We start from the raw sequence: 18,222 nt of genomic DNA on the forward strand, positions 1-18,222 counted from the left end.
GAAGTAAAACCGCGCGCTCAGCCGAAAAATACCCCTTTTGGAGTAGTTGCCAGCATCGTTCTCCAACGGCAACCCTAGCCGTCCTTTGAGAAGTTCTGATCTGTTATTTCTCAGAATAAATTCCGAATAGGGTGTTTTATGTCTGCTATTACTACTTACGGCCTGACAGGAAATGCGTATATCGACGGCGTTCTTGGTGATTATAAATGGGCAAATAACAGCGTAACCTATAGTTTTCCGACGAGCGGATCGATCTATGGGAGTTCGTATGGTTCAAAGGAGAATACGACCAACTTCGGTAGCCTCGGCTCCCTTCAACAGGCAACCGCCCGAAACGCCCTGAAGGCCTATGCCTCGGTTGCGAACCTGACTTTCACGGAGACCAGCGAAACGGCGTCGCAGCACGCCGATGTGCGGCTGGCGATGTCGGATGCGACACCGACCGCATGGGCTTACCTCCCCTCGACGGCGGCCGAGGGTGGAGACGTCTGGTTCAACCTTTCCAACGGGTACTTCACCAACCCGGCGAAAGGTAATTACGCTTACATGGTGTTCCTGCACGAGCTCGGGCACGCGATCGGGCTCGAGCATCCCCACGAAGGCAACGTCATGCCGCAGGACCGGGACTCCCTGGAGTACACGGTCATGAGCTACCGCTCCTATATCGGAGGCTCGACGACTGCCGGTTACACCAACGAGACCTGGGGGTTCGCTCAGTCGCTGATGATGTACGACATCGCGGCCGTCCAGCATATCTACGGGGCGAACTACAGCACGAACAGCGGCAACTCGACCTATACCTGGAATCCGTCGACGGGCGAGATGAGCATCAATGGCGTGGGCCAAGGGGCGCCCGGTGCGAACAGGGTCTTCCTGACGATCTGGGACGGCGGAGGCAACGACACTTACAACCTCTCGAACTACACGACCAATCTCAAGATCGATCTGCGCCCAGGCGAATGGACCAAGACGTCCAACGCGCAGCTTGCGAAACTGAGCGCGGACGGCTCGAAGGTCGCCGTCGGCAACATCGCCAACGCCTTGCTCTACCAAGGCGATACACGGTCTCTCATCGAGAACGCGGTGGGCGGATCCGGTAACGACTCACTCACCGGCAACGATGGGGCGAACTCGCTCAAGGGCGGTGCTGGCGCGGACAAGCTCAATGGTCTCGGCGGCGCGGATATCCTGGACGGCGGTGCCGGAGCCGATACGCTGACCGGCGGCGCCGGTGCCGACATCTTCGACTTCAAGTCCGTCAATGATTCTCTTCCGAATTCCCGGGACACGATCCAGGATTTCATGCGGGGAGTCGATCATATCGATCTTCACGCCATCGATGCCAGTACGAGTCACAGCGGCGATCAGGCATTCTCGTTCATCGGCGGCGCGAGCTTCTCGGGCCACTCAGGGCAGGTCAACTTTGCCGGAGGCGTCCTGTCAGGAGACGTGAATGGCGACAGGATCGCCGACTTTCGCATCAACGTCGCGGGCATCTCGACGCTGACGTCTGCCGATCTTTATCTCTGATGAGGTCCAATGAGGTCACGCCGATGAGCGATTGGGTCGATTTCGACCAATGGCAGAATTGCGCGCAAATGGAACGTCCGGGCTTCGTGTTCGAAGTCCGGAACGGCGAGGGGCGGAGTCTGCTGACCACCTGTACGGTTCCGCTCCAATTGCCTGCGGATTGGAAATCGCCACCCGTGAATTTCCGTCTGGTCGAAGAGCCGAGGCCGCGTCACTCGAATCCGGTTCCGAAACCGCAGCGCTGAGCTTGCGGAGGCAACGTGCACGCATCTCTCAGCTAGAGCATTTTTCGGTGAAGTGGATCCGGTTCACCGCTAGAAAATGCGTCTCAGCAGAGAAGAGAGATGATTCCACGCCCGTGGAAGCAGCTCTAAGACCCTGATCCCTATTGGGCGGGTTTCCGGCTGCGGGACGTATTCGTCGGAGGCAGGCCCTGCGCGACCTGCAGACAGGTAAGCATGTCGACGTAACTCGGCGTTCCGCCGATCTGCGCCTCGCGTGCACAGGTCGCCCGCACGCTTTCGGCTGTGCTGTTCCAGATCTCTCGAAGCTGGCGCTGCGCGGCCGTCTCGTCCCTCATGCAGCTATCGTAGGGGTTCGTATCCTGCGGGACGAGGGGCTGAGCTTCCTTGCAGGTCGCCTCGACATTGAACCGGGGAAGCTCCTGCGCCGCAGCGGGACAAATCCAGAGGCCTGCGAGCAACGCCGTCGTACCGAGCCTGTATGCCTTCATGGCCGTCTCCCGGGTTGGGCGTCACCGTTCCGAGGTGATGACGCCCGGCGCATTTCAGATCCGTTCGAGCCTGACGTAAATCCACTTAAGCCTTTAGATCCGCGCTGTAGGATCGACGCTCGTCTCTTGGGCTAATCCGGAGGTTAAGGACTTGGCGCCTTCTGTTTGTCGTTGCCGGTTTCGCCTGGGACCTCCGTGTGTTCTCCAAGGGTCTCGCGCACGTAGAGCTTCTTGACCAGCACATAGGCGACCACGGCAAGGGGGAAGCCGAAGATCAGGCCGAATGCGCCGAACAGGGCGCTGCCGATCAGGATGGCGAACAATGCCAGAGCGGGAGGGATGCTGATGACGCTGCGTGCCACGAGCGGGAAGATGACGTTGCCTTCGAGCTGCTGAATGACGATGACCGCGAGCACCGTCCAGAGCGCCGTCTCTCCGCTCACGCCGAAGGCGATCAGGACGGCCGGGAGCGCTCCAAGAATCGGACCGAGGAACGGGATGAAGTCGGCCAAGCCCGCGATGAGCCCGAGGGCGATGGACGAGGGCAGTCCGATCAGCCAGAAGGCGATCGTTGAGAGGATCGCCACGCAGGACATGGCGATCAGCTGGGCCGTCAGCCACAGCCTCAGCGCCTGCCCGGATGCCTGCAGAGAGCTCTCCACGCGGGCGTGATGGCGGATCGGGAAGAGCTTGACGAAGCCTTGTTCGTAGAGACGGGGCGCGGCCGCGATGTAGAGGCCCGCGAGCACCACCAGGGCGAAGTCGGCGAGCCCATTGAGGATAGCGCCGCCGATCCCGGCAAGACGCGCCGCCATTCCGCCGACGGGGGCGTTGCTCATGATTTCGGACAGATCGTCGCTGACGGCGCCGAGGCCGAGCTGCTTGGCGAAATTGTCGATGGCGAGGGGAAGTTGTTCGACCACGTTCGAGAACTGTGACCGCACCTGCGTTCCGAACAGCGCGACGATAGCGAGGAACACCGCAAAGATGATGAGAGCGGCAACGGTCAGGCTCCAGCGTTCGGGAACCTTGAGGTAGCGCACGAGCGCATCCGAGGCTGCATGCAGGAGGATCGCCACGAGAACGGACCCGAAGGCGAGAAGGAGAACGTCCGACAGCTTCCACAGCAGGAGGGCCAGCACAGCTATGCCGAGCACGATGAGAGTTTTACGGACGAACTCCGCGTCTCCCATGAGCCCCCGAACGGAACGGTTCTGATCATCCATCGTTTACGCCTCACCTTTGCCCTTGGGACAATCGAGGCGGCCGAGCTCGGTTCCCTTTGTGGGTAGCGATGTATAGATCGGCTAACTAACCTCCCCATTTCGCGTATAAAGCGAGCTTTATTTCAGTCACGTAATCGCCGTCGCGGAACGGATTTGCGTATTCATGGTTAATGTGACATGGAGGGAATGGAAATGACCTCACAAGTCATCTGTTTTGTTCTTGGCACTTTGTTTCCGCTTGCTACGGTTGGTTGGCTGTTCATGCATTGAGGGGCGTCAATAGTAGTTTTATTCACGGAATTGATGTGTCGGCATTGCGTTCAAGTCCCGCGTAACGAAAAGCCCACCTGAGACAACAGGTGGGCTTTTCGTCGTCTTGGATCCTGCGGGCGTCAGCGGATCACCTCCGTGCAGGCCTGATTGCCATAAGTGTCGACCGTGCAGGTCCGCTGCCTGATGGAACCGGTCGTTGTCGCATCGGGGACGAGGATGACATTCGGGCCGGACTGGGCCCGGGCGTTCTGTTCGGCCAGACCGCCCGCGATGCCGCCGACGCCGGCTCCGACGACAGCCCCTACGGGTCCGCCCACGATGGCGCCGGTGACCGCGCCGGTTGCAACGCCGGCAGCAGTACCCTCCTGCGCCGAGGCAAATTGCGGAGCAATGACAAGAGACGCGGCGGCGACGAGGAAAGCAAATCTACGCATAACTCATTCCTGAAGCAGTTATTACTATGAATATAAACGCAACTGTTATGCTTCAGGTTCCGGAAGCGGAAATGGGGCAGGTGCTTCTACTTCGTCACAGCTGCGGCGCGCTTGGTCAGTTCTTTTCTAAGATTTTCTGGAAGTTCAAGGCCGGTCAGTCGCCAGGTGGCGTTGCTCAGGCGGAGGGTCATCCTGAACTGCTGACCCTTCGGCCGATCCGCCGGGAGCGGGATGGTGATGGCGCGGAAGCCTTGCGTCTCCGAGAGGATGAATGTTCGCCAGGCCTGTTCGAGGGATGCGGCATCGAATCTCAAAGGAATGAGCAGCCCGTTGCCGATTGCCGCTCCTTCGTATTGCTGCAACCGTCCATCGTCGAGAAGATCCATGAGGGCCTGCGGCGTGATGAGCTCCTCGAGAACCGGGTTGAGCGTTGCGGTTCCTGCCTGGGCGGCTGTCTGCGGGTCCAGGCCACCGAGATCCTGGGTCTTGAGGAACTGGCCCAAGATCTGCCGTGCGAGGGAGGCGCGAAGCGCGCTGAAGTTCACCCGCTCGACGATCCTGTCCATGTCCTTGGCCTCGACGGCCCGTGACAGATCGTAGAGCGCCACGAAAGGCGAGACCATGAAGATGGCCCAGGCCAGAAGGAGGAGAAAGCTGATCCGCAGGGTCCAGCGCATCGTTCAGGACGAGCCTATGAGTTGAAGGGAATGAATTGCCGTAGAGTTGGAACCGTCAGGAATGGAGTATCGACTTGAATGAATCCATGTGGGGACGAGCAGCGCAATAAAAAAGGGCGACCCGAAGGTCGCCCTCTTGGAGATTGGCTTCAAGGAAGATCAGCCGCGGGCGCGGGCACGGATCATGAAGGTGTCGTAGGCGTATTCGGCCACTTGGAACCAGAGGTATTCTTCGTTCCGGAAAGCCTTCACCGAGTCGATGACCTTCTTGAAGTCGGCGTTCTTGGCCGAGACTTCGTCGAAGACCTCATGGGTCGCCTTGTAGGCGGCTTCGAGGATCTCCTGCGAGAACGGACGCAGCTGCGTGCCGGATCCGAGCAGGCGGCGCAGGGCGGCGGGGTTCCTGGCGTCGTACTTGGCCAGCATGTCGTTGTTGGCATAGCCGGCGGCCGTGGTCAGGATGGCCTGATACGCCTTCGGGAGTTCTTTCCACTTGGCCTGGTTGACGAAGAGGTGGATCGCGGGACCACCCTCCCAGAAGCCCGGATAATAGTAGTAAGGTGCGACCTTCGAGAAGCCGAGCTTCTCGTCGTCATAGGGGCCGACCCACTCGGCGGCGTCGATGGTGCCGCGCTCGAGCGACGGATAAATGTCGCCGCCGGGGATCTGCTGCGGCACGGCGCCGAGCTTCTGCATCACCAGGCCGGCGATGCCGGCGATGCGGATTTTCAGGCCCTTCAGGTCGTCGACGGTCTTGATCTCCTTGCGGTACCAGCCGCCCATCTGCACGCCGGTGTTGCCGGCCGGCATGCCGTACATGTTGTGCTTGGCGTAGAACTCGTTCAGCAGGTCGTTGCCGCCGCCCTGGTAAAGCCAGGCGTTCATCTGGCGGGCATTCAGGCCGAACGGAGCCGCCGTGCCGAGAGCAAAGGTCGGATCCTTGCCGAAGTAGTAGTAGGAGCAGGTGTGGCCCATCTCGACCGTGCCGTTGCCGACGGCGTCGGCGATCTGGGGCTGGCCGACGATTTCACCGGCCGCGAAGGGCTGGATCTGGAACTTGCCGTCCGTCGCTTCGGAAACGAACTTCGAGATGACTTCCGCTCCGCCGTAGATGGTGTCCAGGGACTTGGGGAAGCCGGACTGCAGGCGCCACTTCAACTCGGGCATGGACTGGGCGATGGCCGGGGCGGCCACGGCGGTCGCGGCGGCCCCGACCGCTGCAGCCTGCATAAACTGACGACGCTTCATTGGTTATTCCTCTCTGGATCGTGACTTTTGTCACTTGGGCCCTATTGACACTAAATTCGGTTGCGTCCGCAAGAAGCCTGGCGGCTCTATCGACTAATGATCTATTCGCCTTGTGAAAACGCGCTCGACCCTGCTCAGGAAAGCGGCACGTCGATGGCGCAGGCGACCCCGTCCGGATCGTAGCTCAGGCGCACGACGCCGTTCAGCTCCCGCGCCATGCCGTCCTGGATCAGTCGCGACCCGAACCCCTTGCGGGAGGGAGGTTCGACGGGCGGACCGCCGGACTCTCTCCAGTGCAGAGACAGGCGCGGCCCGATCGGATCAGTGATGACCGACCACGATAGGCGGACCTTGCCCGATCCATTGCTCAGGGCGCCGTATTTGAGGGCATTGGTGAAAAGCTCGTGCAGGACCATGGAGAGGCTGAGGGCCATCGGGGGCGAGACCCGAAGGTCGGGGCCTTCGGTCTCGATGCGGCTGCATCCCGCCTCGCCGGTCCGGTAGGGCATGCACGCCTCGGCCAGAACGTCCGAGAACGCAGCCCCCTCCCAGTTCTCCCGCGTCAGCACGTCATGGGCGCGCGCGAGGGCGAACAGGCGCGCCTCGAAGGTGGCGCAGGCGGAAGGCGAGGGCTGTGCGTTCTGCGTCCCGGCTCCGCGAAAGCTCTGCGCCGCCAGGGACTGGACCGTCGCAAGCGTGTTCTTCACCCGATGGTTCAACTCGTTGAGCAGAAGCCGTTGATGCTCTTCGGCGCGCTTCTGATCGGTGATGTCGATCTGGATCCCGTCCCAGACGATCCTGCCGTTCGGAAGCCTGCGAGGCGCATCGACGATGCGCTGCCAGCGGATCTCGCCGGTCTCGGCGTGGCGGATGGCGAACTCGATGTCGAGGGGCTTGAGCTGCGCATGCGCTTCCAGCTGCGCCCGATAGACGGGTTCGCGGAACTCGGGGAGGATGAGGTCGAAGAGAAGATTCTGATCGCCCGGGACTTTTTCAGCAGGGACGCCGTTGAGCCGCTCGCAGCTGGCGGAGACGTAGATGAAGCGCCGGCCTTCGTAACCGACGCCGTTGTCCATCTGATAGACCATGCCGAGGGGGAGATTGTCGGCCAGGGCGCTGACCTGCGCGTGACGCTCGCGCATCTCCTCCTCGGCACGGCGGCGCTCCGTCCAGTCGCGGAAGCTTATGCCGAGGCCGTCTCGATAGGGAAAAACGCGGAATTCCAGATAATGCCCCTGGCGCCCGACGGCTTCGGTCTCGAAGGATTGCGCCTGCCCGGAAGCGAGCACCTCCTCGTAGCGCTGCCTGAGTTCGGTGCCCTCGAAGCCGGGGAACACGTCCCAGATCACCCTGCGCAGCATGGAATGGCGCGGCTCTCCGAAAAAGCACTCCGCCGCGCGGTTGATGTAGCTGAAGCGCCATTGATCATCGAGGGAGTAGAACGCGTCGCCGATGCCTTCGAGAACGACGGCGAGCTGCGCCTGCACCTTCGATTCGATCGTATGGGCGAGTGCCTGTTGCAGGGCGCTGTTCGGTGGGCCGTAGGATCGCTCGGACACCGAAGCCGCGAGATCGCCGGTGAGTTGCTCCAGATCGACGGTTGAGGTCAAAGCGGTGCCGGGCATGTGCATTGATGAAACATAATCACGAAACGACAGCTAACGCAACGTTTCTACGTTTCAAGGGGCATTCGCTCTGTGATTTGTGCCGGCTTCCCGTCCGATCGTCAGGAATGCAGGTCGTCCGCCGCGAATCAGGATTCCGGCTGAGCCTGGCCCTTGTCGAAGTTCGGGTTCTTCGGAACGCTGAAGGCCTCCGCGGCGCAGATCAGCATGAACAGGGCGATGACGCCGCTGATCTCGGCCACGCTCACGAGGATGGAAGAAGGATCGCCCAGATAAGCGAAAGCGCCCATGACGAGCGCGGAAACAGCAGCCCAAAAGAGCATGGGCCTTCTCCCCTGCGATGCTTGATGCGCACACATAACGGCTTAGGTCCCCATAAGTTCCTAGAGCCGGGCTGAAAGATTCCTGAAACATGTCGTTACGGCAAGGGGGTAACGCCCTAATTCCCGACATTCGGTGAACTTTTTCAATTCGGACGTCCCATGCGCCCCCTCATTCATCGAATTGTCCGAGATCTCGACGCTCCGGATCCCTCGCTCCTGGCGGCCGCGCGGCAAGCCGCGGCGCGGGGTGAGGGTGCCCATGGGGCGCTCCTCGCGCGCATTCCCGCCTTTCAGGCCATCGAGCAGGCGCCGCCGAAGCAGCCGCATCCCAGGTCCGGTTCGTTGAGGATCGCGGCCTTCAATAGCGAGCGCCTGAAGGATCGGCCGGCGGTCCGCCGCCTCATGAGCCGGGCCGGCGCCCAGATCGTGCTCCTCAGCGAGGTCGATCTCGGCATGGCCCGCTCCGGCAACACGCACAATGTCCGCGATCTCATCGCCGGAACGGGGGAGGGCTATCTCTACGGCGTCGAGTTCGTGGAACTGGATCTCGGAGACCAGCAGGAGATGCGCGACCATGCGGGCGAGCGGAACGCCCGCAGCCTCCATGGCAATGCCATCGTGAGCGGAATGGCCCTGGAGGAGCCGCACCTGATTCCCCTTGAGGAGACCGGGCTCTGGTTCTCGGGCTTCAAGGGCGCGCAACGCCGAATCGGCGGGCGGATGGCGCTCGCAGCCCGCGTGTCTGGTGCGCCCAAGCCGCTCTGGATCGTCTCCACACATCTCGAGAGCAAGACCGATCCGGCGGATCGTCGGGCACAGATCCAGACCCTTCTGCACGCCCTCGATGCCATCGCGCCGAACGAGCCCTGCGTCATCGGCGGGGACTTCAACACCAAGGCCCTGCCGCGCGGAGAGAGCGAACGGCACTTCCTGCTCGATGCGCCCGAACGCGACGAGCCGCTGTTCGCCGACCTGCTGGCTGCGGGCTTCGCGTGGCAGGGCGCGAATCTGGCTCTGCCGACGCAGACGCCGGGGCGGACGAACAAGCACAAGCCACCCTTCGCAAAGCTCGACTGGCTGGTCGTGCGCGGTCTCACGGCCGCGCATCCGCAGATCGTGCCGGCGCAGGACGAGCAGGGCAGGGCGCTGTCGGATCACGAGATGATCACGGTCGATGTGAGCTTCGGGTGAGCGATCGTTTGAGAATTCTATAGTAAAGTCAGGGTCTTGGTGTGGCGCGCGTCGCAGCGTACACTAGACCTTAGTAAGACCGTGCAAGCATTCAGTCGAGATCATCTTGAGCCCTCGGTGTAGCTTGACGCTTCGACATGGATGTTTTTGTTTAATTTATCGTATGTTCCAATTTTGATCGCGCCGGAGTGTAACATCATCCTACTATCTGTCGGCTAGGAGAACTTTCCGTAAACATTCCTGAAATGGGAAGAGATTCGATCCGTCGGCGCCGACTCGCTCTTCGGCTGTGGATGAAAGCCCACGCGAAACGGGATGGGACAGCGCAAACCCTTATTGTGCCTCGCGTCGCCGCAATGTTTCAAAATCACCTTGACAGCGTGACGCTCTTAGAGTACAAAACGTGAACACTGACGAAGTGTGAATGCAGCCCCCGCATCACGGTTTCGGTGTTCCTTCACCGCCCAGAGCCTCCGCCTGGGCGGTTTTTTATTGGCTTAATCATGCCCCAGAGAATCGAAGTCACCGACGAGCAGAGACAGCAGGCCTGGGAGATCTATGCCCGCCAGCCAAGCAAGCATCTGCCGGACATTCAGGAATTCCTCGGCGTCAGCGCAGGCACCTTCGTGCGGATGCGCCAGCGCTGGGGCTGGCCGTCGCGTCAGGTCGCGCTCAATGAAAACGCCTTGACCAAGGCCGCGAAGAACGAGGGCGGCGTCGCGGGTCTTCACAGGGCCGCTGCGGCATCCGTCAACGATGCGGCCCGGGCTCTCGCCCAGGCGACCCGCGTGCAGATCGACGCGCTCATGGACGAGCAGCGTACCGGACGCGCCAAGGATCACGACAAGACGGCCCGACGGCTCGCCTCCTACGCCAAGACGCTGGCGTCCGCCCGGGCCCTTCTTGAACAGGAAGGCTCACCGCTCGATGACAGCGAGCATCACGATAAACCACGACGCAGCCTCCACGAGCTGCGCGACGAACTTGCTCACCATCTTAACCGGGTTATTGCGGAAGAGGAGGCTCGCGGATGCGACGGCATCCTGGTCTGAAGACGATTTCGAACAGGTTCTGCGCCATTGGCCGATCCGTTGCCGGCCCGAGCAGCGGCTGCCGGGACTGGCACGCCAGCATGAGCCCTGGACGACATGGCTCATGCTCGGCGGGCGAGGGGCGGGCAAGACCCGTACCGGCGCCGAATGGGTGCGCGGCATCGCGCTCAGGCAGCCCGACTTCGCTCATCAATCGTCACGGCGCATCGCACTGATCGGCGAGACCTTTTCGGATGCGCGCAATGTGATGGTGGAAGGCCCCGCGGGCATTCTTTCCATCCATGCGCGTCATGAACGCCCCGCCTGGTCGCCGTCCTTGCGCAAGCTCGAATGGCCGAACGGCGCTGTGGCTCATGTGTTCTCGGCGGAGGATCCGGATTCCCTGCGCGGCCCGCAATTCGACGCCGCCTGGGCCGACGAGCTCGCCAAATGGAAGCACGTGGAGGAGACCTGGGACATGCTGCAGTTCGGTCTTCGCCTCGGTGAGCATCCGCGCCAGATGGTGACGACGACGCCACGGCCGATTCCGCTCATCAAGCGCTTCCTCGCCGATCCGTCGGTGGCGGTGTCGCGGGTGCGCACGTCCGACAACGCGGAGAACTTGGCGCCCGTCTTTCTCGATACGGTCCTGCGCCGCTATGCGGGCACGCGTCTCGGTCGTCAGGAACTCGACGGCGACATCATCGAGGATCGTCCCGATGCCTTGTGGACCCGCGACATGATCGAGGCGAGCCGGATCGCCGCCGTGCCTGCACTCGCGCGCATCGTCGTCGCGGTCGATCCGCCCGCCTCCTCGTCGAAGCGTGCCGATTCCTGCGGGATCGTTGCGGCCGGCATGGACGAGAACGGCATCGCCTACGTGCTCGACGATGCGACGGCCGCGCACCTGAAGCCGCCGGAATGGGCCGCGAAGGCCGTGGCGCTTTACCGGCGCCTTGAAGCCGACGCGCTCGTCGTCGAGACGAACCAGGGCGGCGAGATGGCGACCGGCGTGATCCGCGAAGTCGATCCGTCCGTGCCTGTCATCGGCGTGCGCGCGACGCGCGGCAAGTATCTGCGCGCCGAGCCGGTTTCGGTGCTCTACGCGCAGAGCCGCGTGCGCCACGTGGGCGCGCTGCCGGAACTGGAAGACGAGCTGTGTGACTTCGGTCCCGGCGGCCTCACCTCCGGCCGCTCGCCCGATCGCATGGACGCGCTCGTCTGGGCGCTCACCGAACTGATGCTGAGGGAAAAGCGTGAGCCGAGGGTGCGGATGTTGTGATCGAGCGGGATGTATGCCCGTCATTCCGGGGCGAGCAGAGCGAGAACCCGGAACCCATCATCGCCGACGATGCAGATGGAGGCGCAACGCTGCTCGCTCTATCGGCGTATGTGGTGGCTATGGGTTCCGGGTTCCGCTGCGCGGCCCCGGAATGACAAAGCGAAACTAAAACGCCCCAGCCGAAGCACAGCGTTCACGCACATCTCCAGCCAGGGCGCCGTGACTCCCGTAGGGGCAAAAAGACGGAGCCACGATGCATAAGCTATGCGGCTCCGCACGATCCTCAACGCCCTCTCATGGAGTGAGTCTTTGGAGTATCGGGCCCGAAAGGGGACACCTCTTTCGAGCGTGATGCTTCAAGCTTCGATGAGGGAACCATTCGGAGATCGTGAATGGCGCTGCCGTTCGCCTGAAGGCCGGGGCGGATGGCAGTCCATCCGTGCCGCTCCGCCCCGCCATCTGCCTCATGTCGTCCCGAATAAACGATCAGGGCGACAGAGCTCGAGAAACTGATGGTCGCGCCAGCCGAGTGAGGAAACCAGCTCGGCTGGCGCGTGAATGTCGCCGGATGCCCCGCAACATCCGAAGATTACTCCAGGGCCTGTGACCATCCAATGACAACCCTGCGGAAATTGCCCGCTTCTTCATCACCGCATGCGGAAGTTGTCGGCATTCTGAAATGTCGGAAGGCAAGGAGCGCGGGTGTGGCGGTCTCCCTCACGTCATCACCGGGCTTGTCCCGGTGATCCCGATGACCTGAAACGCCGCGCGTCGCCGTTTTGGGATGGCCGGCGCAGGGCCGGCCATGACGTGCGGGTGTCGTGACGAGCCCGACCATAACATCAAGAAAGATATTCGGATCTTATCCCTTCATGCCCCTTACGGGCAGGAGATTTCCATGCTCAATCGATTGACCCGTTGGCTTCAGGCGCCGCCCGAGGCCAAGGCTTCGCGCGCGCAAAGCGCCGTTGCGCTCTATGTCGCCGGGCGCGCCGTGTGGACGCCGCGCGATTACGCGGCGTTGTCGCGCGAAGGATTCCAGAAGAACGCCATCGTGCATCGCGCCGTGCGGCTCGTGAGCGAGGCGGCGGCGTCCCTGCCGCTGATGCTCAAGAGCGAGGACCGCGACTTGTCGGCGCATCCGCTCCTGTCCTTGCTCTCGCGGCCGAATGCGCGCGAGACGGGGCAGCGGTTCCTGGAGAGCCTCTACGGTCACCTCATGGTGTCCGGCAACGCCTATGTGGAGGCGGTGAGCCTCGAGGGTGCGCCGCACGAGCTTTACGTCTTGCGCCCCGACCGGATGCGCGTGGTGCCGGATGAGGACGGCTGGCCGGGAGCTTACGAATATGCGGTCGGCACGCAGACCGTGCGTTTCGCGATCCGCGACGACGAGGCTTGTCCGCCGATCCTGCATATGACCCTGTTCCATCCGGCGGACGACCATTACGGCCTCTCGCCCATGGAAGCGGCCGCCACCGCGCTCGACATCCACAACGCGGCGGGTGCCTGGAACAAGGCGCTCCTCGACAACGCGGCGCGCCCGTCCGGTGCCCTCGTGGTCGGCGGCGCGACGCTCACCGACGCGCAGTTCGACCGGCTCAAGAGCGAGCTCGAAACCAATTATCAAGGCGCCGGCAATGCCGGCCGGCCGCTGCTCCTCGAAGGCGGCCTCGACTGGCGCCCGCTCTCGCTCTCGCCGAAGGACATGGATTTCGTCGAAGCGAAAGCGGCGGCCGCCCGCGAAATCGCGCTCGCCTTCGGCGTGCCGCCCCTGCTGCTCGGTCTTCCCGGCGACAGCACCCATGCGAACTACGCCGAAGCCAACCGCGCTTTCTATCGGCAGACGGTGATTCCGCTTGTGAAGCGCACGGCCGAATCGTTGTCGCATTGGCTCGCCCCGGCGTTCGGCGAAGCCCTGCGGCTCGAACCCGACCTCGACGCCATCGAGGCGCTGGCCGACGAACGCGAAAGCCTCTGGCGCCGCGTCTCGGCGGCGACGTTCCTGTCCAACGACGAGAAGCGCGAGGCCGTCGGATACGGGCGTAACGCTGGGCGGAAGGGGAAAGCGCGATAACGACAGGATCGTATGCGGCTCCCGCGTCATCACCGGCCTCGTGCCTGTGATCCCGTTGGCATGAAGCGCTGAGCTTTTCCGGATCGGGATGGCCGTGATAGGCCCGGCCATGACGTCGGAGGGCTTCCCAAGCTGACGGCTGACGAAGCGCCGCCGGGACAGATCGGATAGGGACGACAGGCGACCGGACATCGTCCGAACACTGATCATCCCAAGCCCCAGATCGGATCACTCACCACGCGCAGCCACCTCGACGGAGTTCTTGCGCAGGAACAAAACATGAACACATTCGACCAGATCACCGAGGCCGTCATCCGGCGCGGTGATCTTGCCCACCTCGCCCTGTTCGTCTGGGCGAGCGGGGCATCCGCTTTGCTTGCCATGACGTTGCGCGATCTGTTCGCGGCCAATCGCCGGTTCGACGCCTTCGTGCGCGAGCTGTCCCTCTTCAACCGCCGCCATTCGGGAGACCCCTCATGACCCGCTCCATCGCCCGCACGCCGCGCAAGCCGAAGGCCGCGCGGGACGGGCAGGGCCGAGCCGCGCTCGTGTTCCGCGACTTCGTGCGCCAGCTCGAAAAGCTCGACGTCAAACCGCAAAAGACCCTGCGCGGAGCCGCGCGATGAAACCGGGCCAGACCGTCATCCGGGAGCGCAAGTTCCTGCCCGAGCCGCTGAACGCGGTCGATGTCGACGGGGTGTTCGAGGGCTATGCCAGCCTGTTCGGCACCGCCGATCTCGGCAAGGACGTGGTCATGCCAGGCGCGTTCTCGGACTCCTTACGCAAACGCGGCGCGGCCGACGTGCGGCTGCTCTGGCAACACGATCCGGGCCAGCCCATCGGACGCTGGCTCCTCATCATGGAGGACCGGCGTGGCCTGCGCGTGCGCGGCAAGCTCAACCTGGCCGTGGAGCGTGCACGGGAGATCCACGCGCTCATGCGCGAGGGCGCGGTCGACGGGCTCTCCATCGGCTTTCGCGTCGAGCGCGCCCGCGCCGAACGGCCCACCGGCCTGCGCCGCCTGGAGAAGCTCGACCTGTGGGAGATCTCCATCGTGACCTTTCCCATGCTGCCCGACGCGCGGGTCGAAACCGTGAAACACACGGCGCCGAGGCTCGCCGCCGGCATCCGCAGGGCGACGGTGCGATTATTGTCCTGAACCTTGTCCGTAGGAGCGCGTTGGACACTCGCCCGCATGGTTCGCGGACGCGGCGGGCCCTTTCTTCATCCGGAAGGTGTCTGGGCTCCGCACATCTCGGGAGATTTCCATGAAGAAGCTCGCTTTCGTCGCACTCCTCGGCCTTGCGGCCGCGGCCTGCACCACCACGGAAGAGCGCGTCGGCGGCGCTGCCGTCGGCGCGGGCGTCGGCGCGGTGGCCGGTCCCGTCGGCGCCGTGGCCGGTGGCGCGGTCGGCGCGGTGACCGGTCCGACCGTTGCACGTTCGGCCCGCCGTACCGCCCGGCACATGTAAGCATTTCCCTCACGGGGAAATAAGCGGGCCCGCCTCTCGGCGGGCCTTTTTCGTTGAAGCATTCAAGATCGATTGATTGATATGATCCCAGTTGTAGACACCAAATCCATTTCCGACGACGTCGCCTCGGCCTTCGAGGATTTCGCCCGCGCCTTCGAGGCGTTCAAGGAGACGAACGATACGCGCCTGTCCGAGATCGAGACGCGGCTTTCGAGCGACGTCGTGACGGACGAGAAACTCACCCGCATCGACACCGCGCTCGACGACGCCAAGCGCCGCATCGACCGTCTCTCCCTCGAGCGTTCGCGCCCGCCCCTGGGCCGCGCGACGGACATGCCGCACGATCCGGCTAAAGGAGAGCACAAGGCCGCGTTCCATTCCTACATCCGTAGCGGCGAGGCCGCGGGCCTCAAACGGCTCGAGGAGAAGGCTCTTTCCGCCGGCTCCGGTCCCGATGGCGGCTATCTCGTGCCGGACACCGTCGAGACCGAGGTTCTGCGCCGTCTCTCCGCCGTCTCGCCGATCCGCGCCATCTCGTCGGTGCGGGTGATTTCCGGCGGTCAGTACAAGCGCGCCTTCTCGGTCGCCGGCCCGGCGACGGGCTGGGTCGGCGAGACGGCGGCCCGTCCGCAGACCGCGAGCCCGACGCTCTCCGAGATGAGCTTCCCGGCCATGGAGCTCTACGCCATGCCCGCCGCCACCCAGACCCTGCTCGACGATGCCGTGGTGGATATCGACCGCTGGATCGCCGAGGAGGTCGAGGCGGCCTTCGCCGAGCAGGAAAGCACCGCCTTCGTGTCGGGCGACGGCGTCAACAAGCCGAAGGGCTTCCTCTCCGCCGACCGCGTCGAGGAGGAGGTCTGGGAATGGGGCAAGCTCGGCACGGTGCGCACGGGCGGCGCGAGCTTCCCGGCGGACAATCCGTCCGACGTGCTGGTAGACCTGATCTATGCCCTCAAGGCGGGCTACCGCCAGAACGCCTCCTTCGTCATGAACCGCAAGACGCAGAGCACGATCCGCCGGTTCAAGGACGATAACGGCCAGTATCTCTGGGCTCCACCTGCGAGCATCGGCCAGGCCGCGACCCTGATGGGCTTCCCCGTCGTCGAGGCCGAGGACATGCCGGACATCGCGGCGAATGCATGCGCCGTCGCCTTCGGTGACTTCAAGCGCGGCTACCTCATCGTCGACCGGGCGGGCATGCGCGTGCTGCGCGATCCGTATTCCGCCAAGCCCTATGTGCTGTTCTACACCACGAAGCGCGTGGGCGGCGGCGTGCAGGATTACGCGGCGATCAAGCTGCTGAAGTTCGCGGCTTGAGGGGGCGCTCATAAACGGCCTGCGATCTTGCCGTGCCGTTTACCCACTTTCCACGTCATGGCCGGGCCTGTCCCGGCCATCCCGATCAGGTGAGGCTCGGCGTCTCATGCAATCGGGATCACCGGCACAAGGCCGGTGATGACGTGAGGAGGGGGGCGACCCTAATTCCCCGTCCATGCGCTGTTCACGGACTCGAGATGGCGCATGTTCGACGCAATCCAGCCGAGATGCTCGACGAGCGGGGTCACGGCCGTGAGGCCGCCGCAGGCGCTCCGCTCCCGGCTGCGGAGGGGGCCGCTCGACCAGCTCGTGATGCCGTAGAGAAGATAGCCCGACGGGGTGGCGGCGAGGATCGGCCCGCCGGAATCGCCCCGGCAGGCGCCGGCACCTGCCGTTTCCGCCAACCGGTTGCGGTCGGCGACGATCAGGACGCGGTTGGCCACCTCGATGGGGCCGAGCGATACCAGGTTCGTCTGGCGCAGGGTCCGGGCCGTGCGCTTCGACTGTTCGGTCAGCACGCCGAAGCCCGCGATCGTCACGCCGTCGCCGACGCCGATGCGGCCCGCCTGGGATGGGTTGAGGGGCAGGAAGTCGGGGCCGAGCGGGCGGTCGAGCTTGAGAATGGCGAGGTCGGTGCCGGGCTGCGTGCGCGGCGTGGTGCCGGGCACGAAGGTCGGGTGAACCGCGAGCGCGGCCACATTGAATCGCTGCTGCTTGAAAGCACGGTTGAGCGCGGTGACCCGGTAGGCGGCGCGGTCCGTCATGCAATGGGCGGCGGTGAGAACGAGGTCCTGCCCGACGATCACACCGGAGCAGAGTTCTCCGGTGGAACTCTCGATCGACACCACGGAGCGCCGCAATCCATCGGGGTCGCGCGAGGTGGCGCCTTGCAGGACCGCCCAGGCGGGAGTGGCGACAAGGGCGAAGACGGCAAGGGCGAGGGTTGGCAGTGCGCGCATGAAAGGATGATGCCGTGTGGGAGAGGGATTTTTTAAGGCAAGATCTTGGCGTTCAGGATAGTTCCTTTCCTTTGGGAAAATCTAGTTCCCGTTCCATGAGGCCGTCCGATTCCAGCCTTTCAGGATCAGGTCGATCCATTCGCGCTGCGGGCCGACGAGGATGCCCTGCGTCACGCCTCCGCAGCTCCGTCCTTTCGCGGGGGACGACCAGCTCGTGATCGCCGCGACTGAGGTTCCGGAGGCCATCGGGCCGCCGGAATCGCCCTGGCAGGCGCTTGCCGCGCCCGAGCCGTCCGCCCACAGCAGGATCCTGCTCGGACCATAGGGCTCGACAGCGGTCAGGGAGGCGGTGCGGAAGGTGCCCGAGCTCTTGGCCTCGCCCTCGCGCGCCAGGCCGTAGCCGCCGACGGTGACGGGGCTGTTCTTCGCGACGGTCGCGGTCGAGAGCGTTGCCCGCTCGAACCGCGTGGGCAACGCCTCGGGGATCCGCACCAGGGCGAGATCGATCGAACGCTGCCGGGTCTCGATGGCCTTCGCGTTGTAGCCGGGATGCACCGCCTTCGCGGCGGGCACGATCAAGACGGGCTCGCCGGTCTCGTCACGAAAATGCACCCGGTGTTCGGCGGCGCCCGTCACGCAATGGGCGGCGGTGAGCACCACGTCCTTCGCCAGCACCACGGCGCTGCATACGCCCCCGTTCGAACTCAGGACCATCACGCTCCGGCGGGCGAGGGGGCCTTCATCCTCGGCACCGCCGACGATGGCTTTCGCCTGTGCGGCCATGAGCGGCAGGGCGAGGCAGACAATGACCAGACGTTGCATGA

20 protein-coding genes are annotated in these 18,222 nt (G+C 63.8%); 11 read left to right on the forward strand and 9 right to left on the reverse strand.

What is annotated here, in order from left to right:
* The first annotated feature begins 138 nt into the window (after window positions 1-138).
* Together U0023_RS15955 and U0023_RS15960 are read left to right on the forward strand one after the other, a co-directional pair.
* On the forward strand, window positions 139-1,530 hold the full coding sequence (locus U0023_RS15955; protein WP_009493963.1) for a M10 family metallopeptidase: 1,392 nt from the start codon (window positions 139-141) through the stop codon (window positions 1,528-1,530).
* A gap of 23 nt (window positions 1,531-1,553) precedes the next feature.
* The gene (locus U0023_RS15960; RefSeq protein ID WP_009493962.1) at window positions 1,554-1,775 is read left to right on the forward strand and encodes a hypothetical protein; all 222 of its coding nucleotides are present in this window, start codon (window positions 1,554-1,556) and stop codon (window positions 1,773-1,775) included.
* 140 nt (window positions 1,776-1,915) lie between these two features.
* On the opposite strand, the gene U0023_RS15965 is transcribed toward U0023_RS15960, so the two are convergent.
* The 7 genes from U0023_RS15965 to U0023_RS15995 all read right to left on the reverse strand — a co-directional run bounded on the left by U0023_RS15965 (window position 1,916) and on the right by U0023_RS15995 (window position 8,069).
* The gene (locus tag U0023_RS15965) at window positions 1,916-2,263 is read right to left on the reverse strand and encodes a hypothetical protein (protein WP_009493961.1); all 348 of its coding nucleotides are present in this window, start codon (window positions 2,261-2,263) and stop codon (window positions 1,916-1,918) included.
* A gap of 143 nt (window positions 2,264-2,406) precedes the next feature.
* Window positions 2,407-3,489, reverse strand: coding sequence for an AI-2E family transporter (locus U0023_RS15970; RefSeq protein ID WP_009493960.1), 1,083 nt, complete (start codon window positions 3,487-3,489; stop codon window positions 2,407-2,409).
* 392 nt (window positions 3,490-3,881) lie between these two features.
* Window positions 3,882-4,196 carry a YMGG-like glycine zipper-containing protein gene (locus U0023_RS15975; protein ID WP_009493959.1) on the reverse strand — a complete coding sequence of 105 codons (315 nt, stop codon included), beginning with the start codon at window positions 4,194-4,196 and terminating at the stop codon, window positions 3,882-3,884.
* An 86-nt stretch (window positions 4,197-4,282) separates the two neighbouring features.
* Window positions 4,283-4,873 carry a DUF2939 domain-containing protein gene (locus U0023_RS15980; protein ID WP_009493958.1) on the reverse strand — a complete coding sequence of 197 codons (591 nt, stop codon included), beginning with the start codon at window positions 4,871-4,873 and terminating at the stop codon, window positions 4,283-4,285.
* Window positions 4,874-5,032: 159 nt separating this feature from the next.
* The gene (locus U0023_RS15985) at window positions 5,033-6,121 is read right to left on the reverse strand and encodes a TRAP transporter substrate-binding protein (protein ID WP_009493957.1); all 1,089 of its coding nucleotides are present in this window, start codon (window positions 6,119-6,121) and stop codon (window positions 5,033-5,035) included.
* 134 nt (window positions 6,122-6,255) lie between these two features.
* Window positions 6,256-7,746, reverse strand: coding sequence for a sensor histidine kinase (locus tag U0023_RS15990; RefSeq protein ID WP_195904250.1), 1,491 nt, complete (start codon window positions 7,744-7,746; stop codon window positions 6,256-6,258).
* 128 nt (window positions 7,747-7,874) lie between these two features.
* The gene (locus U0023_RS15995) at window positions 7,875-8,069 is read right to left on the reverse strand and encodes a hypothetical protein (protein WP_009493955.1); all 195 of its coding nucleotides are present in this window, start codon (window positions 8,067-8,069) and stop codon (window positions 7,875-7,877) included.
* Window positions 8,070-8,228: 159 nt separating this feature from the next.
* Between U0023_RS15995 and U0023_RS16000 the strand changes: the two genes are divergently transcribed.
* From U0023_RS16000 to U0023_RS16040, 9 genes are all read left to right on the forward strand, one after another.
* Window positions 8,229-9,260: an endonuclease/exonuclease/phosphatase family protein gene (locus tag U0023_RS16000; protein WP_009493954.1), complete on the forward strand. Its 1,032-nt coding sequence runs from the start codon at window positions 8,229-8,231 to the stop codon at window positions 9,258-9,260.
* A 503-nt stretch (window positions 9,261-9,763) separates the two neighbouring features.
* On the forward strand, window positions 9,764-10,312 hold the full coding sequence (locus tag U0023_RS16005; protein WP_009493953.1) for a hypothetical protein: 549 nt from the start codon (window positions 9,764-9,766) through the stop codon (window positions 10,310-10,312).
* A complete protein-coding gene (locus U0023_RS16010) occupies window positions 10,269-11,573 on the forward strand; it encodes a DNA-packaging protein (RefSeq protein ID WP_456085526.1) in 1,305 nt (434 codons plus the stop codon). Before U0023_RS16005 ends, U0023_RS16010 begins: the two co-directional genes overlap by 44 nt.
* A gap of 898 nt (window positions 11,574-12,471) precedes the next feature.
* Window positions 12,472-13,647: a phage portal protein gene (locus U0023_RS16015; RefSeq protein WP_009493951.1), complete on the forward strand. Its 1,176-nt coding sequence runs from the start codon at window positions 12,472-12,474 to the stop codon at window positions 13,645-13,647.
* Window positions 13,648-13,926: 279 nt separating this feature from the next.
* The gene (locus U0023_RS16020) at window positions 13,927-14,127 is read left to right on the forward strand and encodes a hypothetical protein (protein WP_009493950.1); all 201 of its coding nucleotides are present in this window, start codon (window positions 13,927-13,929) and stop codon (window positions 14,125-14,127) included.
* Complete coding sequence (locus U0023_RS16025; RefSeq protein WP_009493949.1) at window positions 14,124-14,273, forward strand: hypothetical protein; 150 nt, start codon at window positions 14,124-14,126, stop codon at window positions 14,271-14,273. Before U0023_RS16020 ends, U0023_RS16025 begins: the two co-directional genes overlap by 4 nt.
* Entirely contained in the window at window positions 14,270-14,806 is a 537-nt protein-coding gene (locus U0023_RS16030) for an HK97 family phage prohead protease (protein ID WP_009493948.1), read from the forward strand. The genes U0023_RS16025 and U0023_RS16030 overlap by 4 nt, the downstream gene beginning before the upstream one ends.
* Before the next feature lie 109 nt (window positions 14,807-14,915).
* Window positions 14,916-15,119, forward strand: coding sequence for a hypothetical protein (locus U0023_RS16035; RefSeq protein ID WP_009493947.1), 204 nt, complete (start codon window positions 14,916-14,918; stop codon window positions 15,117-15,119).
* 81 nt (window positions 15,120-15,200) lie between these two features.
* Window positions 15,201-16,439 carry a phage major capsid protein gene (locus U0023_RS16040; RefSeq protein WP_009493946.1) on the forward strand — a complete coding sequence of 413 codons (1,239 nt, stop codon included), beginning with the start codon at window positions 15,201-15,203 and terminating at the stop codon, window positions 16,437-16,439.
* Between the two features lie 161 nt (window positions 16,440-16,600).
* On the opposite strand, the gene U0023_RS16045 is transcribed toward U0023_RS16040, so the two are convergent.
* Both U0023_RS16045 and U0023_RS16050 read right to left on the reverse strand, forming a co-directional pair.
* Window positions 16,601-17,398 carry a S1 family peptidase gene (locus U0023_RS16045; RefSeq protein ID WP_009493945.1) on the reverse strand — a complete coding sequence of 266 codons (798 nt, stop codon included), beginning with the start codon at window positions 17,396-17,398 and terminating at the stop codon, window positions 16,601-16,603.
* 81 nt (window positions 17,399-17,479) lie between these two features.
* Window positions 17,480-18,220: a S1 family peptidase gene (locus U0023_RS16050; protein ID WP_009493944.1), complete on the reverse strand. Its 741-nt coding sequence runs from the start codon at window positions 18,218-18,220 to the stop codon at window positions 17,480-17,482.
* Window positions 18,221-18,222: the final 2 nt, after the last annotated feature.

Source organism: Microvirga lotononidis (assembly GCF_034627025.1).
GTDB classification, from domain to species: Bacteria; Pseudomonadota; Alphaproteobacteria; order Rhizobiales; family Beijerinckiaceae; genus Microvirga; species Microvirga lotononidis.

Excerpts from the sequence above, each read along its gene's own strand:
- U0023_RS16030 (WP_009493948.1), top strand. The coding sequence starts at position 14,270 with ATGAAACCGGGCCAGACCGTCATCCGGGAGCGCAAGTTCCTGCCCGAG.
- U0023_RS15975 (WP_009493959.1), bottom strand. The coding sequence starts at position 4,196 with ATGCGTAGATTTGCTTTCCTCGTCGCCGCCGCGTCTCTTGTCATTGCT.
- U0023_RS15985 (WP_009493957.1), bottom strand. The coding sequence starts at position 6,121 with ATGAAGCGTCGTCAGTTTATGCAGGCTGCAGCGGTCGGGGCCGCCGCG.
- U0023_RS16050 (WP_009493944.1), bottom strand. The coding sequence starts at position 18,220 with ATGCAACGTCTGGTCATTGTCTGCCTCGCCCTGCCGCTCATGGCCGCA.
- U0023_RS15990 (WP_195904250.1), bottom strand. The coding sequence starts at position 7,746 with ATGCCCGGCACCGCTTTGACCTCAACCGTCGATCTGGAGCAACTCACC.
- U0023_RS16040 (WP_009493946.1), top strand. The coding sequence starts at position 15,201 with ATGATCCCAGTTGTAGACACCAAATCCATTTCCGACGACGTCGCCTCG.
- U0023_RS16015 (WP_009493951.1), top strand. The coding sequence starts at position 12,472 with ATGCTCAATCGATTGACCCGTTGGCTTCAGGCGCCGCCCGAGGCCAAG.
- U0023_RS15970 (WP_009493960.1), bottom strand. The coding sequence starts at position 3,489 with ATGGATGATCAGAACCGTTCCGTTCGGGGGCTCATGGGAGACGCGGAG.
- U0023_RS15995 (WP_009493955.1), bottom strand. The coding sequence starts at position 8,069 with ATGCTCTTTTGGGCTGCTGTTTCCGCGCTCGTCATGGGCGCTTTCGCT.
- U0023_RS15965 (WP_009493961.1), bottom strand. The coding sequence starts at position 2,263 with ATGAAGGCATACAGGCTCGGTACGACGGCGTTGCTCGCAGGCCTCTGG.
- U0023_RS16035 (WP_009493947.1), top strand. The coding sequence starts at position 14,916 with ATGAAGAAGCTCGCTTTCGTCGCACTCCTCGGCCTTGCGGCCGCGGCC.
- U0023_RS15980 (WP_009493958.1), bottom strand. The coding sequence starts at position 4,873 with ATGCGCTGGACCCTGCGGATCAGCTTTCTCCTCCTTCTGGCCTGGGCC.
- U0023_RS16020 (WP_009493950.1), top strand. The coding sequence starts at position 13,927 with ATGAACACATTCGACCAGATCACCGAGGCCGTCATCCGGCGCGGTGAT.
- U0023_RS16000 (WP_009493954.1), top strand. The coding sequence starts at position 8,229 with ATGCGCCCCCTCATTCATCGAATTGTCCGAGATCTCGACGCTCCGGAT.
- U0023_RS16005 (WP_009493953.1), top strand. The coding sequence starts at position 9,764 with ATGCCCCAGAGAATCGAAGTCACCGACGAGCAGAGACAGCAGGCCTGG.
- U0023_RS16025 (WP_009493949.1), top strand. The coding sequence starts at position 14,124 with ATGACCCGCTCCATCGCCCGCACGCCGCGCAAGCCGAAGGCCGCGCGG.
- U0023_RS15960 (WP_009493962.1), top strand. The coding sequence starts at position 1,554 with ATGAGCGATTGGGTCGATTTCGACCAATGGCAGAATTGCGCGCAAATG.
- U0023_RS16045 (WP_009493945.1), bottom strand. The coding sequence starts at position 17,398 with ATGCGCGCACTGCCAACCCTCGCCCTTGCCGTCTTCGCCCTTGTCGCC.
- U0023_RS15955 (WP_009493963.1), top strand. The coding sequence starts at position 139 with ATGTCTGCTATTACTACTTACGGCCTGACAGGAAATGCGTATATCGAC.